This window comes from Pseudomonas sp. FSL W7-0098 (assembly GCF_005930585.1).
GTDB lineage: Bacteria > Pseudomonadota > Gammaproteobacteria > Pseudomonadales > Pseudomonadaceae > Aquipseudomonas > Aquipseudomonas bubulae.
The window spans coordinates 155213-174714 of sequence record NZ_RXHW01000011.1; the positions used below are offsets into that span (position 1 = coordinate 155213).

Genomic DNA, 19502 nt, shown 5'->3' on the forward strand with positions numbered 1-19502 from the left:
GTAATTCTCCTTAGTAATGTGCGATCAAGCTTTCGTGTCGTTGTTAACGTCGGATTGCTCTTCTTCCTTACCGGGAAAGATGATGCTGGCCACGATACCGATAGCCAAGACCACCAACACCACAATCAGACTGGTGTTTGGATCAATTTCATAACCATGGCCAAACAGGTGATCGGTTGCGTTCAGGGCCAGCTTGCCGGCGATAAAGAACAGCAGGGCGATAACCGCTTTTTCCAGGTGCACCAGGTAGCGTTTCAGCGCTTCGAGAACGAAGTACATGGTCCGCAGACCCAGAATGGCGAACATCATGGCCGAGTACACGATCAAGGGTTCACGGCTCACGGCAATCACTGCCGGTACGGAGTCGAAGGCAAACAGAATGTCTGAAACCTCAACCACCACCACACACAAAAACAGTGGGGTAGCAAAAAGAGCGCCCTTGCCTACAAGGGTCATTCCCTTGTTCTGCGGCTTCGTGATCTCTTTTTCAAGCTCTGTACGTGAAACAAAGAAATTATGCCCGTGCAGCTTCGGCCACACCGGGAACAGTTTTTTCGCAAAACGGTAGGCGATGTGCTTGGAGTAATCCTCCTCCTCATCCTCTTCCTTGCTGCGCAACATCATCACTGCGGTCCAGGCCACGACCACGGCAAACAGCACTTCGACCCAAGGGCCAAACGCCAGCAGGCCAGTACCGATCGCCACGAAAATCAGGCGGAACACAATGGCGCCGATGATGCCCCAGTACAGAACCCGGTGACGCAATGCGTCCGGGATCTTGAACCAGGCAAAGATCGCCATGAACACGAACAGGTTGTCGACGCTGAGTACTTTCTCCAGCGCATAACCGGTAACGAACAGGCTGGCCACACTTGGGCCGTGGGCCACATACAGGTAGCCCGCAAACATGAGCGAGATCACCACCCAGAACACCGACCAGACGGCGGCGTTGGTCAGCGAGACCGGTTTATCGCTTTTGTGGGTAAACAGGTCGATTGCCAGAGCAATGACCGCCAGAGCCACAAATACAGCGATGGTAGTTGGCGGAAAGCCAATTGCCGTGTTTTCCATGATGTCCTCAGAGATCAAAATCGCCAGGGTTCAGCCCCAGCTCATTGCAGATAGTGCGGCAGGCAGCCCGCTCACTTTCATCGAAGTTGCCGTCGGCGCTACCGATTGCGCAGCAAACACGCACCAGCAGGCGGGCGGCATCTTCTTTTTTACGTAGCTGACCGATAGATTTCAGCGCTTCAGCGCGACCGATCTGCTGGTCAAATTCAAACTTTTCACACACGGCGTTGAAAGCTTTGATCACGTCCTTGACGTCAAAGACCTTCAACTCATTGGAGTTTTGAATAAATCCGACCATTTTCTGTTTTTCGTCACTGCTGATATTGCCATCGGCAGCGGCCACCAGTGCGCAACCGGAAACCACGGCTTCCATAAACTCACGGTTCTTGAATTTGCTGACTTCCGCCGAGAGCTTGTCACGGGCGGCGCTTGCGTTGGTTTTGAGCCATTCGAGCATTGGAGTCACCTTGTCAGAAATTGCAGGTACGGCGCCTGTTTCATCAGGCGGCCACTTACAGAGCGCTCATTTGGAGCCGGCAGCCCAGCGCATACCCCAACCAAACGCTTTATCCATGTCAGAGTGGCCCTTGAAGAATTCAACCCGACGGTTGACCTTCACACTGCCACCGACGTTTTCGAGCAAAGCAATGGCGCACATGCCTTTGGTCCCGCCCTCTTCGCTCAGGCGCACTTCTATCGGCGGCTCACCCGGGATGTACAAGGTGATGACACCGTCAGTCGCCTGCCAGTTCGGGGCACCTTCGTAGATGAACGCGTAAACCAGCACGCGACGCATCTTGCGCCACTCCTTGCCATTGATGCGCAACCACTCGCCGTCACTTACCGAGCCGGTGCGGTCGTCGCCCATCAACTGGATAAACGGCTCGTCACGGAAATCACCGAAGGCATTGCCCAGGGCCTGTACCGCGCCTTTGCGGCCGTTCTCCATTTCGTACAGGCAGCCCACGTCCAGGTCGATCCCGCCCGACTTGCCGCGCAGCGAAGCAAAGAAGCCGCCGCCCCCGGCGTTGGGGTTGGTACGGTTCCAGTTGAGGTTGATCTTGATCTCGCCGAAGTCACCGTCCTTTTTCTCAAGGCTGATGGACGGACGCTGCTTGTCCAGGGTGATCTTCGACAGATTGATCTTCGCTGCCGGTGCCGGTGCTGGTGCTGGTGCTGGAGGCGCTGGAGGTGGCGTCGGCGCTGCAGCAGGAGCAGGAGCAGGAGCAGGAGCCGCAATATCAACCCCAAAGTGCTCGGCCAAGGGCGCAAGGCCACCGGCAAAGCCCTGTGCTACGCAGCGGAACTTCCACACGCCCTGACGACGATAGAACTCGCCGAGGATCAACGCGGTTTCCTGCATGCCCTGGGTCGGAATCGGTGCTTCGATGCCGCCGCTCACCGTTACGGTCAACTGCGGGAAGGCGTCGAAACGGGCCTTGTTCTCATAGATGGTTGCGGTGAGGGCGACTTTTTCGATGGCCTGATCAATGGCGTCCAGATTGACGCTGAACACACTGCGACCTGCAGCCGATTCCACCAGCTTGACCGCGCCATTATTGACGCTTTGCTGGCCGAAGAAGCACATGTCGTTGTCGCCACGCACCTTGCCCGACTCATTGAGCAAAAACGCAGAAACGTCCAGGTCCGCGCCGGTCACCGGTGTATAGCTGACGGTGACGCTCAGGGTACCGCTGGCAACGCCGGTGTTGGCGCCCGGGGTCAATGTGGTCATGAGCGCACCGCCTGGGCTGCGTCAGTGGCCAGATCCTGGGCGGTACGGCCATTGGCCACGGTGCCGATGGCGGTCAGGTCCCAGCCCGCCGATGTGCGGCTGATGTATGCCATGACCACGCCGGTGTGACGGCCCTTGTCCGACAGGTTGAAGCGCGCCAGCTCTTTGCCGGTCAGCTCGTCAACGATACGGCAGTAGGCGTTTTCTACCGCTTCGAAATTTTGCCCGGTAAACGAGTTCACGGTAAACACCAGGTGCTTGACCCCGGCCGGCAGCTGCTCCAGGTTGACCTGGATCGACTCGTCGTCGCCATCGCCCTCACCCGTGCGGTTGTCGCCGGAGTGCACGATGGAGCCGTCTTTGGACTTGAGCTGGCGAAACCACACCAGGTCCAGCGGTTGTTTGGCACTGTCGAGCAGGATGCACGAAGCATCCAGGTCGATGGCGGTATCACTGCTCAGCAGCTTGGCGAAAAAACCGCTGGGCTTGACCGGATCCCAGCCCAGGCCCATGCGAATTTTCTTGAGACCGGCTCCCGCTTCTTTCTCGAGAGAGATGGTTTGATTCTTGGACAGCGAAATGGCCATGAAACGTCTCCTTGTCTGCACTGAAGCACGATAGGTAATTACTGATTATTGACATGCTTTGCTTGCGCCTGGCTTACAGCTCCTCGCGCAAGCACACGTCAAGTGGCCGCTTGCGACGCCACAATGCGTGAAATTCACGCCAATGCGGCTCTTGAGCGGCTCCGAGCATCTGTTCATCGCCCCGGGTGTCACCCCAGGCACGCAGTGTGTATTGGTCCAGAGGCCCGTATTGCGCCTCCAGCCGAATGACTTTTTGTTCACAGCGACAGTTGGCGCCCTCGATATCTCCGGTCAGCACGCCATCGACTGAGGCCAGCCGTGTACCGATCAAGCCGATACCGAGTTTTTTGGCAAAAGGTGTGAGCACCAGTTCAGGGGACGCCGAGCAAATTGTTACCTTGGCGCCCTGCTCAATCTGGTTGGCGACGGATGTTAAGCCCAAAGGCCGCATCAGACGCTGCCAGGAAACGTCACAAAATGCTTCAGCGCGCTCCTTTACCCAGGCCTCTTTGGCGCCGGTCAGGTAGACCGCAATCAGTTTCTCTTTCAAATCATTGCGAGAAATCCTGCCCAGCAGGTAGCACGCCGTGGCCGGAATCATCCGCAACAGGCGCATCGCGAACAGGCGATTGCCAAAGGCAAAGCGCAAAAACGGCACAAAGCTGTCGTGATAGGTCAGTGTGCCATCGAAGTCGAACGCTGACAGAACCTGCTTGTTGCCTTTGTCCGATGTATTCAAAACGTCGTTCAACCCACTAATTCAGCCAATCTCAGGCTGCCTCCAAAAGTGTCTGTCGGGCAGGCGACTTCAGGGCGAACCCCTTGCCAATGTGCCCGTTCAATAATTGTTTGCGCCCATTTGTAATGGGTCGCAGGCTCGCACATGGCGTCGTTGAACTTGAACACCGCAGGCGCCGCCTCACTCAATATTTGGCGTGCGCTGTTGAGATCTTCAAGGCTGACTTGCAACGCCCTGTGGATAACTGCAATTTGTGACGGGTGAATCGCAGTTTTCCCTACAAGCCCGTGAGCCATATCCAGCGCCAGTTCCTGATCCAGCACGTGTGGCGTATTGAGCTGCTCGAACACCGGTGCGGTCAGGGCAAAACCTGCCGAGCCCATGATCCCGCACAACATGGGAATCACATAGCTCATGGGCGTGCTGTACAGGGTCATGGTTTGTGGACGACGCAAACCCAGGCAGCCCATCAGGTCGTTGCCACCGATGCGCAGGGCAATAATGCGCTCAGGCAACAGCTCCAGCATGGCGCTGCGCAGCTCTACCATGGCATTGGGCACAAAGACTTCCGGGGTTTCCAGAGTGGGCATCAGCATCAGGTCGTCGCGGGTCACCGCCTGCTGCCACTCGCGGATATTGCCCAGGCTGAGTTTGGGCACCACAAAACCGTCGACATGGCGCATCAGCGACCAATCATTAAGCACCGCTGCCATTGCCGCATCACGCGGGCGCACAAACAGGATCGGCCCGCTCGACGGACGGCCGCCACGCGCCTCGATGCCCAACAGCAGGTTCTTGAGGTTGTTCAGCCCCTGCTGCACGTCGATTTCGGCCACGGCGTCTTCCAGGCACACCACCAGCGAGCGTAAACCCTGGATCTTCTCGCCCAGCACCACATCCAGAATATCGGGACGGGTGGCCGGCATATAAAGTGTGGCGCCCAAGGCATAGGCTGAATGCTTGATCATCAGCGAACACTCCTGATTACGGTCACCGCGCGATACGGCCCCAGTTCATCACCGACTTCCTGGACCTCGATATTGGCCTGGCGCGTCAGGTGCAACAGCAGTTGCACGTCCTGATCGTCAAGGTTGCGCACCAGCACGTGGTCCGGTACCCGGCGCATCACGGCGCGGGTGGCCTCGGCGATACCCGGTTTGACCCGGTTGGGGTTGGTCACCGCAAACCGCGTCGAGATACGTTCGACCGCAGCTACCGCCGAGTGTTGCAAGGCTGCGGCCTGATCCAGTGTCCAGGGTTGCGCAGCGGGCAACGGGGCAAGCTGTGCCCGCTCGGTTTCGATGCTGTGGATAAAACTCATGGTCACGTCGTGTTCCGCCAAATGGTCATACACCACGCAACCATGCAGGCCCGGGGTTTGCGGCCAGATGGAACGAGAAACCAGCCCGGAAACCGTAGCCCCCAGAATGCCCGAGGGGATCAGCCAGTCTTCAGCGGACGCCGCCAGCCACGCGCGGCCACAAGGGTCCGCCAACACCACCAGGCGTGGGTCTGCCGGGAAACGCGAGTCTCCCGCCAGGCTTTCGCGGATCTGGCCGCTGATCGCGCCCTTGCCGGTCCAGCCATCGACAAACACGATGTTTTCGGCACCGTGGCTCTTGATGATAGCTTCGAGTGCGACGTTGTCGATTCCACGGTCACGAATAATGCTGATGCCGTAATGCGCAGCCTCGCGCCCCAGATCAAGCAGCGCCCGGCGCAGCAGTACACCCAGCGGTAAACCGGCGCGCACAAAGGACACCAGCGCAATCGAGGGGCCGTTGTAGCGCTCATTCAAGGCCAGCGCCAGCGCCTGCACATCGGCCGCCATGCGCGCGCCATTTTGCATCAGGGCACGCTGGTAAAGGCTTTTATGGGTGTCGGACGGCGCATGTTCCTGGCTGATCATCTCGGAGTAATGGCGTTGCCGGGTCTGGATCAGCCGCTCTTTTTCCTGCACGTCGGTGACTTCAATCTGCAGGGCGCGCAGTAAAAAGTGCACGTCATCGGCGTCATAGCTGCCACTACCGACGGTTTCCAGGCCTGCGAAAGCATTACTCATGGTCGACGCTCGCCAGCACATGAGCGGCCAACTGCCCGCGTTTGGGCGTGCCCCACCAGTCGCACTCGGCCATAAAGCCCAGGTCCGACACACTGTCACCGAAGCCCAGCAACGGGCGCTTGCCGTTGATCGCCTGATCGCGGCGGATCCACTCACGTACCGCTTCACGCTTTTGCAGGGTGATGGGCAGAAACGCCAGGTTGTTGCCATTGCCGTGTACATACAGGCCATCGAGCAACCCGCGCGCCCTGACCTCGGCCAATACGACGAGCAGCGCTTCGTCGGTTTCGTTGTTGTGCTTGGTGACCACGTAATTGGCCAGGCCCTGCTCTTCAACCACCCAGCCACGCAACGAAAAGCCAAGTTCGGCACCAATGGCCAGGGTTTGCTCGCTCAGTTGATGCAACCGGGTTTGCTCAAGGGCCAGCTCCTCGCACATGCGCGCATGCCAGACCGGGTCCAGCGAGCCGTCAGGCTTGAGAATCACGCCGCCGTGGGCACACACCGCGCCGTGGACGAACGGCAATTGCACACGTTGATAGGCCTCGATGCTGCGCGCAGTTACGGGGACGACATCGCTGGTGGCCAGCAGCCATTCCACAAAGCTCTTTTGTGTTGCGCTCATAAAGCCGTTGGGCTGGCCGTCCACATCCAGGGTGGCGGCAAAGCGTGGCTCATCACCCATTTTGCGGGCGGTTTGAAACAGGGTGTCGTCCAGATCAACGAACACCAGAGGACGATTACTGCTCATCAACGATTACCTGCGCATTCAACGCGCTAACCAGCGCCGGATCGACCGCAGCTGCCGGGGTTTCGCTGCAGATCAGCACCCGGTCGAACTGGCCGGGGGCGACGTTATAAAGAAAGTTGGGGATACCCAGGCCATAGTTGTCCGAGAACGACAATGCATGATCGATGCAATGGCCCAAGGCAATGGGCGAGCGGCTGGTGGAGCTGAAGCGCACGTCGGCGCCCGCCCGCTCAAGGCGCTCGGCCAGCAGAAACGGGCGCCAGACAAATTCGCTGGTGCCGACCACCAAGACCCGTTCACCTGGGGCGACCTGCAGATCGGGCGCCAGGGTATCAAGGTGTTCGCGAACGCCCATGCGCCCCCAGTCACGGCTGGCATCAAGTGCCCAGTCGCCCTGGGCCACGCTGCCCACTTCGGGCATTTGAGGGAGTTCTGCGGTGGTATCTTCGGCGAACGTGTAGCGACCATCGAGCAAAGAGACGCTGCTGACATGATCGCCCATGGCCTTGCGCACAGCGTCCCGGGACCAGTCGGTCAGGGTCGTGGTGACAATACGCTCGACCGAGTTGAGCCCTGCTTCGGCCAGCGCCCGGGACAGATTGATAAAGGTATTGCCGGTAGAGGCTTCATCGTCCACCAGCACCAGCGAGCGGGCGTTGAGCATCATCTCGCGGGTGTGTGCGTCTTGCGGCAAATGCAGCAGATGCGAGCTGGCGTGGCTGTGCTCTTCTTCAAAACGGGCAAACAGTTCACTGCCCGTAGGGTGGCGGCTGCTGCACAGGTACACGCTGTCATCACGGGTCTGGCTGAGCGCGCGGTGCACGCCAGCACCCAGGCCAACGGCGGTTTCAGCCATGCCGATAACCAGCACCGGGCCGGGCAGGTCGGCAGGGATTTTTGCAGCCAGGGCATTGAAGCTTTCCGCCATCAGTGACGGCCGTGCCGGGATATGACGCCCCAATACACGGGAAACGAATAAAAAGGCGCGCTTGGGGTTTCGGCGCTCGGCAAAATCGAAAAGTGCCTGTGGCTCAAAGGTCGATGCATTGACCTCTACCTCCAGACGACCGCGCTTGAGGTTTGCATGCAATACCTTGGGTTCGGTCTTGGAATTACCGCTGTTCATTGATGTTTACTACCTGAACATACTGAAAAAATGGGGGACGATTAGGGAGACGGGGGGTTAAGACAAGTAAAAAATGGTTACTGAAGATGGCTGGCGTCAATCCGCCACAGTCCAGCCTGCGAAGCGCGTACCAACTCCGGCGTGCTCAACGAACGTTCACTGCACCCGCGCCGGGCCGGTACACGGGCTGCCTCAAGGAACGCCAGTACCAGTGCCGACTTGACAGCAAAGTTCATGTTCTGCGCATCCGCCATGCTCGAGGTCACCAGGCCACTGACCAATCCTTGCGGGTCAAACACCGGGCTTCCGCTGGAGCCGGGCTGAATCGGTGCGGTGAACTGCATCAGGCTGGCATCGTCGCGAAGGCCAAACAGGCCCGAAACCACACCTTGGGAAACTTGCACGCCACCGCCTGCCAGCCCGGCGAGCGGAAACCCCAGGGTGACGACACTTTCGCCCAGCTCACAGCCCACGCCCTCACGAAAAGTCACCGGGTTCAAAGGGGGGGCACCAATGACCCGCAGCAAAGCGAGGTCGTTCTTGCGATCGACCACCACAGACTCCGCCTTGTATCGACCCTCAAAGGACGTAATCGACAATTGCTCGAGGCCTTCAATGACATGGGCACAGGTCAAAATATGCTGGGTGCTTACGGCAAAACCAGTACCTGTAGCCCCTTGGCGCGCAACGCTGTCGTCTGATGCCTCAGGTCTCATGCGTTGCGGATGACGATCATCCAGAGCCAGCCCCAGGCGTCGGGCAAACGCGCTCAAGCCGTAGGCGGACGCTTCGGCGAGTGCGCGGATTTTCCATTGATCGCTGCGTCGGTACACCTCGGCAATGACCATTGCGCCATCACCGAACTCATCCAGTGCCAGACTGTGCTCGATCTGCTCTCCGACCTTGAGCCGGAACTGGCCGAGTTCACGTAACGGACCCAGCGCGCCGAACACATAGAGCACCAGCAATACACGCTCACAATCTGCAGGCAATTGTTCCAGCACCAGGCTGAAGCGTGCCAGGCCGGCGGTGTCATGCCATGCCAGCCAGGGTTGCGGGGCGTGTATCAGCGCAGGCTCCCCGACGGGTTGGCGCTTGCCATCCACGGCCAGCAACGCCAGCCCCGCATAGTCACCCAATGCGCCCGCTCGCGAGCAGGTCAGGCTCATCTCACAACGCACAGATTCAAGGGCCGCATTGGCGCCCGGCATCAATATCATCGCTTGTGACTCCCCTGTGCCCGCGACAAACAAGAGCTGATCACCTTAACAGCTCTTCTCCGCGAACCGGAACCACCACCGTGATTGCCTTGACCTGCACATTCTCGCGCCATGTACTGGCTGGCACGGGCAGGCCCAGGCGGCGTGCGGCAAAGATACCCGGCAGGTTGACTCCGGCTTCGCGGGTGTAGCCGATACCGCCAGAATAGCGCAGGTTGATCTCCAGCAAATGCGGCTGGCCTGCGGCATCATCCCGGGTCTGCACATTGACGATACCGTCGCACTTGAAGTGCCGCGCCGCCTTGATCGCCAGTTCGACCGCCGCACCGTCGCGCTCGAATGTCTGCATCAGGCCCTGCTTGCGCCGCCCCACATAGGCCACGGCCTCGCCCGCCTCACAGACCATGTCCACCGAGCATTCGCTGCCGGGCATATAAGGCATCACCAGCAACGGTTGGGGCGCATCCGATTGACCGTAGGCCTGGGCAAACACCGCCGCATTGACTTCATGGGCGTCGGCATTGGCAAAACTGCGAAACGGGTCCACGTTATCGGCCAAACGCCAAAAGCCCTGGCCGTAAATACCGCGCGTCGGTTTTACACACACCTGGCCGTCGCGGGCCAACTGGGCGTAAGCCGTCTCCAGTTCAGCCTGGGTGCTCACCGTCATCGCCGGTATGCACGCCAGCCCGGCCGCCAGGGCCTCACGGGTAAACGTCGACTTGTCGTCAACCCGCTCAAAGGTTTCCAGGTCCAGCGCCCCGGTAATCAATTGCAACCCGGCTGCTTCGAACTCGGCGCGGTGCGCTTCATATACCTGACCCACACGCCCGGCCAGCACCACCTTGATCTGCCGGGCGCGGGCCTGCTCGATCACCCAGCCGATGCGCTCCTGATTGTCTTGCGGCTCCCGCCAGGCGACATCCGCCAATCCGGTGATTTCAGGGCGATTTTGGCGGTGCGAGGCGAAAATTTGCACGGTGTCCGGCAGCGCCGCCCGGGCACCTGCAATCACATCGCGTTGGCTCGATTGCCCTTCAAGAAACCAGATCATGAACATCCCTTGGTACGGATAAACGCGGGAGTCTAGCGGATGGCCGCTACCAACGCCCTTAGTCATTAGAGGGAGGTCGTGTAACCAAATATGAAATTAATTAACTAAATAGTTCATAATGTGCGGCATCGTGTCGCGCCCCGTCGCCGACACTTCATATAAAGGAGCTTCTGTAGATGTTTTTCTCTTCCCGCGCCCTGCTGAACACCAGCCTGTGCGGCGGCTTGTCATTGCTGGCCCTGACGCCTGCCTGCGTACTGGCCGACACCACCGACAACCTGATGAACCGTTCGACCCTGACCGGCGACTGGGGCGGCGAGCGCCAAAAGCTGATCGACAAGGGCATCAAGCTGACCGGTGATTACAACTCCGAAACCTTCTCCAACTTGCATGGCGGGATCAAGCACGGCACCCGTTACTCGCAACAAGTGCGTATCGGTGCCCAGTTCGACCTGAGCAAAATACTGGGTAGCGCCGATGCTGGCCTGGTGCAAATCACCGTCAATGATCGTCGCGGTCACAGCGCCTCCGAAGACCTCGTAGGCAACCGCCTGCCAATCCAGGAAAACGCCGGCGGCAACTACACCCGCCTGTCCGAGTTCAGCTACCAGCGCACGCTGTTTTCCGAAGACCTGACCACCAAGGTTGGCTTTATGCCAATGGGCAACGATTTTGGCGGCATGCCGCTGTTGACCAGCTTCGTCAACGCCGGTTTCTGCGCGCATCCGCTGACCCAGTCCAATGGCAGCGGCTGGACCAACTACCCCACCGGCCACTGGGGCGGCGAACTGCGCTACACCGTCAGCCCGGCCCTGACCCTGCAAACCGCCGTGTTCCAGGTCAACCCCGAATACAACAGTCGCTCCTCCGAAGCCTTCAGCATGACCACCAAAGGCACTACCGGAGCGATCATGCCGCTGGAAGCGATCTTCACCAACAACGCCTGGCTCAATGGCCAATACAAAGTGGGCTGGTACTACGACACCTCCAATACCCGCAAGATTGGCAGCACGCAAAAAGCCAACAACCGCACCGGCGCCTATGTGCTGGTCGACCAGGCCATCTGGCGTGATGAGCAAGACCCCGAAAGCGTATTGCGCGCCTTTGGCCAGGCATCCAGCAGCAATGCCGCGACCTCGCCTATGCGCCACTGGTACTCGGTAGGCCTGGTCAAACAAAAGCCGTTTGCCAGCCGCCCCAAAGACAGCATCGCCTTTGCCTACGGCCGCGCCGTATTCAACTCGCGCTCCCGCGACGTGCAGGAAGCGGCAGCCAGCAGCCCGGAACAGGCGGACATGATCGCCAGCCTGGACAGCGGCGAGCAGTTGCTGGAGCTCAACTACGGCGCGCAAGTCACGCCGTGGCTGCTGTTGCGCCCGGACCTGCAATACATCATCGAACCAGGGGCTTTCTACGGCGCCAAGCGCAGCAATGCGCTGGTCGCGGGGCTGCAGGTCAAGGCAACGTTCTGACACAAGCGTTTATGTAGCTTTCACAAAGCTTTAAGGTTTGCCCTCCTATACTCCAGTGCAGTACTCCATTCGATTGCTGCCTGGTAGCCCAATGCGTCTGACTCGTCCTGCCCTGCTGTTACTGCTTCTCGGTTGCGTGCTGTTCTTTTTTGCGCTGGGGAATCACCAATTGCAGGGCTCGACAGAGTCCCGCGTGGCAGGCATAGCCATGCAGATGCACCTGAGCGACGATTGGGTAACGCCCAATTTGCTCAATGCCCCCTTCCTGGAAAAACCACCCCTGAGCCTCTGGCTGGATGCAGGAGCCATTCGCGTATTCGGCGGCGAACTGTTCGCCGTGCGCCTGGCTTCGGCCTTTGCCGGTCTATTTTGCGTGTTGCTGCTCTATGCAATGCTGCGCAAGCTGGGCCGCCCCACAGCACTGGCCTGGACAGCCGCCGCCATGCTGGCAACCATGGGCATATTTTGGGGCAACACCCGCCAGGTGGGCGAAGATGCCTTGCTCACCCTGGGCGTAACCATGGCCTTGCTGGCGTTTTTTCATGCCAACCGCCAGCCCGGTTTTGCACGGGGCAGCTGGCTGTTATTCGCGACCGGCATCGCCATTGCCACCTTGAGCAAAGGCGTACTGGGCCTGGCACTGCCGGGCGTGGTGATTTTTGTCTATCTGGTGTGTGAAAGCCTGCTGGAAAAACGCTTCAAGCCGCGCAACTGGCTACGCCCTGCCCTGCTGACCCTATTGGGGCTGATCCCGCTGACGGTCTGGCTGTGCATGCTCTATCAGCGCGGCGGCATGCAGGCCGTCAGCGAACTGCTGCTGACCAACAGCGTTGGCCGTTTTAGCGGCTCCTTTGTTGAAGCCGGACATTACGAACCCTTTTACTACTACCTGCGAAAACTGCCCGAAGCCTTCCTGCCGTGGAACCTGCTGACCTATCTGGGCCTGTGGCACTTTCGCAAACAACTGCGCAGCAACCCCTTCCTGTTGTTTTTCTGTGTATGGCTGGTCGCGCAATTTGTGCTGCTCAACCTCGCCTCCAGCAAGCGGGCGGTGTACATGATGTCGATGGCCCCTGCGGCTGCAGTGATTGCCGCCGAGTACGCCCGGGTGCTGCTGGGCTGGCTGTACCAAAAAAGCGCGCACTCGACCGTGGCCAAATTCTTCAGCGACAACCATCGCCCGCTTGCCATCGCGCTGCTGGCCGCTCTGGTGGGCGCCTACCTGCTGGCGGCCCATCGGGCACCGCTGGCCGACAAGGAACAGTCTTTCCAGCCCCTCGCCGCTGAGGTCATGAGCCTGCAGGCCAGCGGCAAGCAGGTCGCACTGCTGCGGCCCGACGAACGCCTCGGCGCCGTGGTGTTCTACAGCCAGCAGTTGCAGCACACCCTCAGTTCAACCGAAGAGTTGCAGGCATTCCTCAGCGCATCCCCCGACAATATCGCCCTGGTAGAAAACCCCGAGATACCGGGCATGGCCCTCAAGACTCTCGACAAGCTCAGCGTCGGCCGGCACCACTTCTACCTTGTCAGCCTGGCCGCTTCAGCCCCATAAACTTGATCCCGGGCAACGCAACCGCAGATACCGTGGCCGATCACGGCACATTGACTACGCTCCTTGGACAATTCCCGACCAAGGAGCCCGCCATGACCATCGGTATATCCAGCAAAACATTGAGCGACTACGACGCTCACCTGGCCTTCAATACGGCCACCGCCTTCTTGCGCAAATCCGATCTGGCCAACTATCTGATCGATCAGCTAGAGCAGCAGCATGTGAAACTCAATGTCGAGGTCAGCACCGACCCGGCATTGGCCAATCAGGAGGTGTCGAACAACGGCGCGATTCTATGGAACCTGCGCAGCAACCTGTCACCCGGTGCGAACCTGCCTGACGTGGCCGCCCTGCTCAACCGCATCCCCGAGCAACAAAAGCCCTACATCACCAGCCTGTGGGCGCTGATGCACTTGCTCGCCCAGGCGTGCCAGCAATTGAACAACCAGCTCAACTTCCGCGATGCGGATGCGACCTGGCCATGGCTCGACGAAAAAGTGCTCAGCGCCAACGATATCGAAAACGTGGTGGCCCGCGAACTCAGCGACCTGCCATTGCCGGCAGAACAGAACTGGGATCGTTTGTTCAAGCACAATTGAGGGGGGATGGATTGACTCTATGGGCGCGAGCCTGCTCGCGCCCACGATTAGAACTGCGAGGCTTCAAACCCGTGACGGTTGTTCGGGGTGACCACCGGCACGATATTTTTCCAGTCTTTGGGCTCGATATAGCCCAGCATCTGCGGATCCTCGTTCGCGCCATCGGTCTTGATAAACAACGAAGCGCCATAGCCAAACGTGGTGCTGGTTGACAGGTTCATGTCCATCAACAGTTGGTCCATGCATTCGCTGTGGCTCACCAGAATCAGGTTGTGGCCCGCCACTTTGTGCTTGAGAGCATCACGCAGCATGCTGCCGCGGCAGTTGAACAGCCAGTCCTGCGCCTCTACCGGGCGGGCAAACATGGCATCGGCGGTTTGTCGGGCCCGGGTCAGCAGGCTGCTGTGAATATCAGTATGGCTGAGCCCCAACTGCCTGAAGTCTGCGCCCAGCGCCTGAACTGCTGCTTCACCGCGCACCGTCACGCCGTCCATGGGGCCCAGGCACTGGGCCGAGGAACGGTCGCAACGCTCGCCGTGTCGAACCAGCGCAATCACATCACCCTTGGCCCAGCTGTCGGTGAGCAACAACACACGATCGGCATGGCTGGGCTGCGCCAGATCAGGCGGGGCCGCAGGGGCCAGCAGCCTCAATGTCAGCGCAACGGCAAGCGCACTTGCCACGATCACCACCAGCACATTTTTGTAACGGAGCAGAGCACGACGCAACAGCGTACGGTTAATTCCGGTCTGATCAAGACTCAACGTCACGATGCTTATGCCCTCTGCGCCAGCCAGTGATATCACTGACCGACACCCTATAGCGCGAATATGACAACGGGTCGTTTCGCGGCCCGGCGGTATAAACAGACTTGCATAAAGCAGGTCTCTATTAGCTGAACGCAGGCTAAAAAAAGGGAGGTCAGAGGCAGGTGAAACGGATGTGAAAAAAAGCGTAAAAGCGCAATCCAGGCACGCTACTCAAATGGATAGGTTGTTATGTGAACTGGCGCCCAACAAAACGTTTCAGCTCTGGCGAATGCAGCCGATACCCCTCCAACACAACACTCGGCTGGGTCAAAAAAAATAATTCCCTCCAGCGAACTTAGATCATGCGTGCAGCGTTCCTGGAGAACTCTATGAATAGATGGCTGAGCAATATCAGCGTCAACCTGAAACTGTCCCTGGGCTTTGGCCTGGTACTGGCCCTTACCTGCGTAATGGCCGTCAGCAACTGGATCAGTCTGGGCCAGATGATTGATCGCAGTAACTGGATGAGCGACATCACCCGTTTAAACACCGCGTTTACCAACCTGCGGGTGACGCGTTTGCAATACATGCTGACCGATGGCGACGAAACTGCCGCACAAAGTGTACAGGCCAGCATTGACGCGTTTTCTGCGCAACAAAGTCAGCTGATTGCCACCTTCCAGAGCCCGGAAAACCTCAAGTTGCTCAAGGAGCAACAAGCCATCATCGGCCGCTACGAGCGTGCACTGGTGAGCATGCGCAAGGCTTACGTCGAGTCCGCCGCATCCCGTGCCGACATGGACCGCAGCGCCGCTCTGGCCCAGGACGCCATCACGACGTTGCTGAACCGCGCCCTGCAACTGCCCGCAGGTGACGAAAACCGTTTTGCCATGTACCAGAGCGTGTCTGAAGTACGTGAACAGTTCCTGCTCTCGCGCTATCAGGTGCGCGCTTATATTGCTGCGCCCACCCCCGCCACGGAAAAGGCCGCACGCCAGCAACTGGACGCGGCCCTTGCCAGCCTTGACCGCCTGAGCTCGCACTTTGCCGCCAATGCCGGCGACACCCTGCGCACCCTGAACAAAACCATGGAGCAGTACCAGCAGGCGCTGGAGCTGTACACCAGCACCGACAACACCATCATTGCCATGCGCAAGGACATGACCGAATACGGCTCCAGCATCCTTGGCCGCAGCGATGAGCTGTACAAGATTCAACTGGAACGCCGCGACATCGAAAGCGCCACGGCCAACAGCATGCAACTGATCACCACCTTGCTGGTATTGCTGTTTGGCATCACCGCGGCCGTGATCATCACCCGCCAGATCACCGTGCCCCTGCGTGAAACCCTGGCCGTGGTCGATCGCATCGCCAGTGGCGACCTGACCCAGAACCTGCGCGTCACCCGTCGCGACGAGCTGGGCGTGCTGCAACAAGGTATTGCGCGCATGGGTACGACCCTGCGCGAGTTGATCAGCGGTATCCGTGATGGCGTCAGCCAGATTGCCAGTGCCGCCGAAGAGCTGTCCGCGGTGACCGAGCAAACCAGCGCCGGGGTCAACAGCCAGAAGATCGAGACTGATCAGGTGGCCACCGCCATGCATGAAATGACCGCCACCGTGCAGGAAGTGGCGCGCAATGCCGAGCAAGCCTCGCAAGCCGCCGCGGCCGCAGACAATGAAGCCCGCGAAGGCGATACCGTGGTCAACCAGGCCATTGACCAGATCGAGCGCCTGGCGGTGGAAGTGGGTCGTTCAACCGAAGCCATGGCCGTATTGCAACAGGAAAGCGACAAGATCGGCAGCGTGATGGACGTGATCAAGGCCGTGGCCGAGCAGACCAACCTGCTGGCCCTCAACGCCGCAATCGAAGCAGCCCGTGCCGGTGACGCCGGGCGCGGTTTTGCCGTAGTGGCCGATGAAGTGCGTGGCCTGGCCCAGCGTACGCAAAAATCCACCGAAGAGATTCAAACCCTGGTCGCGGCCCTGCAAAGCGGCACCCAGCACGTGGCCAGCGTGATGCACAACAGCCGCACCCTGACCGACAGCAGCGTGACCCTGACCCGTCACGCGGGGACCTCGCTGCAGGGCATCACCCGCACGGTGTCGAATATTCAGTCGATGAACCAGCAAATTGCTGCTGCCGCCGAGCAACAGAGCGCGGTGGCCGAAGAGATCAGCCGCAGCATCGTAAACGTGCGCGACGTTTCCGAGCAAACCGCAGCGGCGAGTGACGAGACGGCCAAGTCCAGCGTTGAATTGGCGCGCCTGGGTAACCAGCTGCAAGAAATGGTGAGCCATTTCAAAGTGTAACAACTCAGGGTTCAACTTCTGTTGCAGAAGTTGAACCCTCTTCAACTCCTTAAGATTAAATCCGGATAAATGACGATTTAAACGTGGCGCCCCAACATAGCCGGAAATGACGTTTGCAACCTCGCAGCGTTATAACTATAAGCCCACAACATCAAGGCTTAATGGCATCACCTATACCGAAGCCACTAACTACTCCTTACTACAACTTATAACGACTGCCCCCACATCTAAATGTAATCCCGCCCATCGCCGTCGCTGATTACAGCACTTAAGATCTCTGGACCTCATTAAAAACAGGCCCCTGGACTATGCTAATCAAAAATAAACGTGCGCTCCTGGCAGGTCTTGCTATCGCCAGTGTACTGACCGCTTCTCCACTGCTGGCTGAATCTCGCAAAGACTACACCCTGAGTTGCTCGGCGAATGGCTTTACAGGTACCGCTTATGTAACGGCCGTCAGAAACGGAGACTTGCTCTTCGCTACCACCACCGGGTATACAATCAAAGCACCTAGAGAGTCACAATCGCGTACCAGTGCCAATTTAAATCTTCGGGTGTGGGGCGCCACAAAGAATGCCTGGTCTCCTTGGAGCTACTCGAATGACAACCTTCAGCAGGATGGAGTGCGTCGCCCTGTATTCGTGAAAGCCAGCGTTAACGAATCACGTCTAGGAGCAGTAGAAGTCAACTTTATATTTGATAAAACCGGCACCGATCCCCGCTGCACAGCGAAAGAGATGATTCGCAAGTTTTAATCGGTCATAAACAATAAAAGTCGCATGTTCCACATGCGACTTTTTAAAAACCCCGACAGCACCGCATCACTGTAAAAATCGCAGCCTTCGGCAACCCCCGCGTTAACGGGGGCGATAGCCGATTCAGTCGTGCCCCACCCGTGCACGCTTAAGCAGCTTCTTGCTGCGCTCGGACAGGTGCAGCACCAGCAGATGCTTGCCCGCTTTGCGATAACGCTCGCGCAGGGTGTCCAGTGCCGCAATGGCCGAGTAATCGACCAGGTTCAAATGGCGACAATCGAGCGTCACCTGCGCCGGGTCATTACCCGGATCGAACTGTTTGAGAAACGTCGTAGTCGAGGCAAAAAACAGCGTGCCGTGCACACGGTAAAGCTTGCTGCCATCGCTCTGCAGATCCGCGTCGGCATACATCTGGCGCCCCTGCTGCCAGGCAAAATTGAGCGCAGCAATAACCACCCCGCACATCACCGCTACCGCCAGATCGGTAAACACGGTAATCACGGTCACCGCGACAATCACCAGCACATCGTTGAGCGGCACTTTGTTCAGTACTCGCAAAGAGGCCCAGGCAAAGGTCTGCTGCGACACCACAAACATCACCCCCACCAGCGCCGCCAGCGGAATGCGTTCAATAAATGGCGACAGGAACAACACAAACAGCAAAATCATCACACCGGCGGTCACGCCGGACAATCGCCCGCGCCCGCCGGAGCTGAGGTTAACCACGGTCTGGCCGATCATCGCGCACCCGCCCATGCCGCCGAATGCCCCCGACACCATATTCGCCGCCCCCAGCGCCACGCACTCGCGGTCCGGGTAGCCACGGCTTTCGGTGATTTCGTCGGTGAGGTTGAGGGTCAGCAGGGTTTCCAGCAAACCCACCACTGCCATCACGATCGCATAGGGCGCAATGATGCCCAGGGTCTCAAGGGTCCAGGGAATCTGCGGCAGGCTGAAGCTGGGCAAACCACCGGCGATATGCGCCATGTCACCCAGGGTGCGGGTTGGCAAACCCAGCAAGTACACCGCCAGCCCTACGCCCAAAATGGCCACCAGCGCAGGTGGCGCGGCGCGGGTCAGACGAGGCAACAGATAGACGACGGCCATGGTCACGGCCACCAGCCCGATCATCATGTACAACGCCATACCGCTGAGCCAGGTGTCGCCATCCTTGAAGTGATCCAGTTGCGCCATGGCAATCACGATTGCCAGGCCGTTGACGAAGCCCAGCATCACCGGGTGCGGCACCATGCGTACCAGCTTGCCGAGTTTGAACAAGCCGAACGCCAGCATGATCAACCCGCTCAGCAGCACCGTAGCCAACAGATACTGCACACCGTGTTGCACCACCAGGGCAACGATCACCACCGCCATCGACCCGGCAGCACCGGACACCATGCCCGGCCGGCCGCCAAACAGCGCGGTTAGGGTGCAAATGATGAACGCGCCATAGAGCCCCATCAAAGGGTTGAGATGGGCGACCAACGCGAACGCAATGCACTCGGGCAACAGCGCGAAGGACGTCGTGAGTCCGGCCAGGACATCAGCGCGCAGACGTGAGAGTTTCATGGTTTACCTAAAATTCGGGACGGGAAAAACTGAGGGAGTTACAGGCAACAGATGGTAACAAATTGCAGGGGCTAAAAAGCAATTGTGGGAGCGGGCTTGCTCGCGATGGCAACAACTCGGTGAACCAGAATGGCCGAGGTGTCTGCATC

General features: G+C 59.0%; 18 protein-coding genes and 1 pseudogene. 6 read left to right on the top strand and 13 right to left on the bottom strand.

Features of this window, described 5'->3' with window-relative positions; all coding sequences use genetic code 11:
* Positions 1-24: 24 nt before the first annotated feature.
* The 11 genes from FHL07_RS19760 to FHL07_RS19810 all read right to left on the bottom strand — a co-directional run bounded on the left by FHL07_RS19760 (position 25) and on the right by FHL07_RS19810 (position 10345).
* Positions 25-1071 (bottom strand): TerC/Alx family metal homeostasis membrane protein, encoded by a 1047-nt coding sequence (locus tag FHL07_RS19760; protein ID WP_016783513.1) that lies wholly within the window; start codon positions 1069-1071, stop codon positions 25-27.
* A 7-nt stretch (positions 1072-1078) separates the two neighbouring features.
* A complete protein-coding gene (locus FHL07_RS19765; protein ID WP_095002488.1) occupies positions 1079-1528 on the bottom strand; it encodes a tellurite resistance TerB family protein in 450 nt (149 codons plus the stop codon).
* Between the two features lie 66 nt (positions 1529-1594).
* The gene (locus FHL07_RS19770; protein ID WP_138738822.1) at positions 1595-2806 is read right to left on the bottom strand and encodes a TerD family protein; all 1212 of its coding nucleotides are present in this window, start codon (positions 2804-2806) and stop codon (positions 1595-1597) included.
* A complete protein-coding gene (locus FHL07_RS19775; protein WP_095002486.1) occupies positions 2803-3393 on the bottom strand; it encodes a TerD family protein in 591 nt (196 codons plus the stop codon). The genes FHL07_RS19770 and FHL07_RS19775 overlap by 4 nt, the downstream gene beginning before the upstream one ends.
* A 73-nt stretch (positions 3394-3466) precedes the next feature.
* Positions 3467-4144, bottom strand: a complete 678-nt coding sequence (locus FHL07_RS19780; protein WP_138738823.1) for an HAD-IB family hydrolase — start codon at positions 4142-4144, stop codon at positions 3467-3469.
* Positions 4141-5100, bottom strand: a complete 960-nt coding sequence (locus tag FHL07_RS19785; protein ID WP_095020649.1) for an HpcH/HpaI aldolase/citrate lyase family protein — start codon at positions 5098-5100, stop codon at positions 4141-4143. Before FHL07_RS19785 ends, FHL07_RS19780 begins: the two co-directional genes overlap by 4 nt.
* Entirely contained in the window at positions 5100-6194 is a 1095-nt protein-coding gene (locus tag FHL07_RS19790) for a cysteine protease StiP family protein (RefSeq protein WP_130872471.1), read from the bottom strand. Before FHL07_RS19790 ends, FHL07_RS19785 begins: the two co-directional genes overlap by 1 nt.
* Positions 6187-6945: a trehalose phosphatase gene (locus FHL07_RS19795; RefSeq protein ID WP_095031907.1), complete on the bottom strand. Its 759-nt coding sequence runs from the start codon at positions 6943-6945 to the stop codon at positions 6187-6189. The genes FHL07_RS19790 and FHL07_RS19795 overlap by 8 nt, the downstream gene beginning before the upstream one ends.
* Positions 6935-8071: a phosphoribosyltransferase domain-containing protein gene (locus tag FHL07_RS19800; protein WP_095020647.1), complete on the bottom strand. Its 1137-nt coding sequence runs from the start codon at positions 8069-8071 to the stop codon at positions 6935-6937. The genes FHL07_RS19795 and FHL07_RS19800 overlap by 11 nt, the downstream gene beginning before the upstream one ends.
* A gap of 77 nt (positions 8072-8148) precedes the next feature.
* A complete protein-coding gene (locus FHL07_RS19805) occupies positions 8149-9291 on the bottom strand; it encodes a trypsin-like peptidase domain-containing protein (RefSeq protein WP_138738824.1) in 1143 nt (380 codons plus the stop codon).
* A 40-nt stretch (positions 9292-9331) separates the two neighbouring features.
* Positions 9332-10345: an ATP-grasp domain-containing protein gene (locus tag FHL07_RS19810; protein WP_095025646.1), complete on the bottom strand. Its 1014-nt coding sequence runs from the start codon at positions 10343-10345 to the stop codon at positions 9332-9334.
* A gap of 176 nt (positions 10346-10521) precedes the next feature.
* On the opposite strand from FHL07_RS19810, the gene FHL07_RS19815 reads away from it, so the two are divergent.
* From FHL07_RS19815 to FHL07_RS19825, 3 genes are all read left to right on the top strand, one after another.
* On the top strand, positions 10522-11817 hold the full coding sequence (locus FHL07_RS19815; RefSeq protein ID WP_095024395.1) for a carbohydrate porin: 1296 nt from the start codon (positions 10522-10524) through the stop codon (positions 11815-11817).
* Positions 11818-11908: 91 nt separating this feature from the next.
* Positions 11909-13369, top strand: a complete 1461-nt coding sequence (locus tag FHL07_RS19820) for an ArnT family glycosyltransferase (protein ID WP_138738825.1) — start codon at positions 11909-11911, stop codon at positions 13367-13369.
* A 92-nt stretch (positions 13370-13461) separates the two neighbouring features.
* Complete coding sequence (locus FHL07_RS19825) at positions 13462-13968, top strand: hypothetical protein (RefSeq protein WP_095018720.1); 507 nt, start codon at positions 13462-13464, stop codon at positions 13966-13968.
* Between the two features lie 47 nt (positions 13969-14015).
* Here FHL07_RS19825 and pmrG read toward each other — a convergent pair whose 3' ends face one another.
* The gene (pmrG, locus tag FHL07_RS19830) at positions 14016-14738 is read right to left on the bottom strand and encodes a lipopolysaccharide core heptose(II)-phosphate phosphatase PmrG (protein ID WP_232527685.1); all 723 of its coding nucleotides are present in this window, start codon (positions 14736-14738) and stop codon (positions 14016-14018) included.
* Between the two features lie 503 nt (positions 14739-15241).
* Between pmrG and FHL07_RS24080 the strand changes: the two are divergent.
* The 3 genes and pseudogenes from FHL07_RS24080 to FHL07_RS19840 form a co-directional block, all read left to right on the top strand.
* Positions 15242-16174, top strand: a pseudogene (locus FHL07_RS24080) (methyl-accepting chemotaxis protein); the annotation flags it as partial.
* A 141-nt stretch (positions 16175-16315) separates the two neighbouring features.
* A complete protein-coding gene (locus FHL07_RS24085; protein WP_369782769.1) occupies positions 16316-17029 on the top strand; it encodes a methyl-accepting chemotaxis protein in 714 nt (237 codons plus the stop codon).
* A 308-nt stretch (positions 17030-17337) separates the two neighbouring features.
* Positions 17338-17784, top strand: a complete 447-nt coding sequence (locus tag FHL07_RS19840; RefSeq protein ID WP_133144349.1) for a hypothetical protein — start codon at positions 17338-17340, stop codon at positions 17782-17784.
* Between the two features lie 123 nt (positions 17785-17907).
* Here the strand turns inward: FHL07_RS19840 and FHL07_RS19845 are convergent, their stop codons facing one another.
* On the bottom strand, positions 17908-19353 hold the full coding sequence (locus tag FHL07_RS19845; protein ID WP_138738826.1) for a SulP family inorganic anion transporter: 1446 nt from the start codon (positions 19351-19353) through the stop codon (positions 17908-17910).
* Positions 19354-19502: the final 149 nt, after the last annotated feature.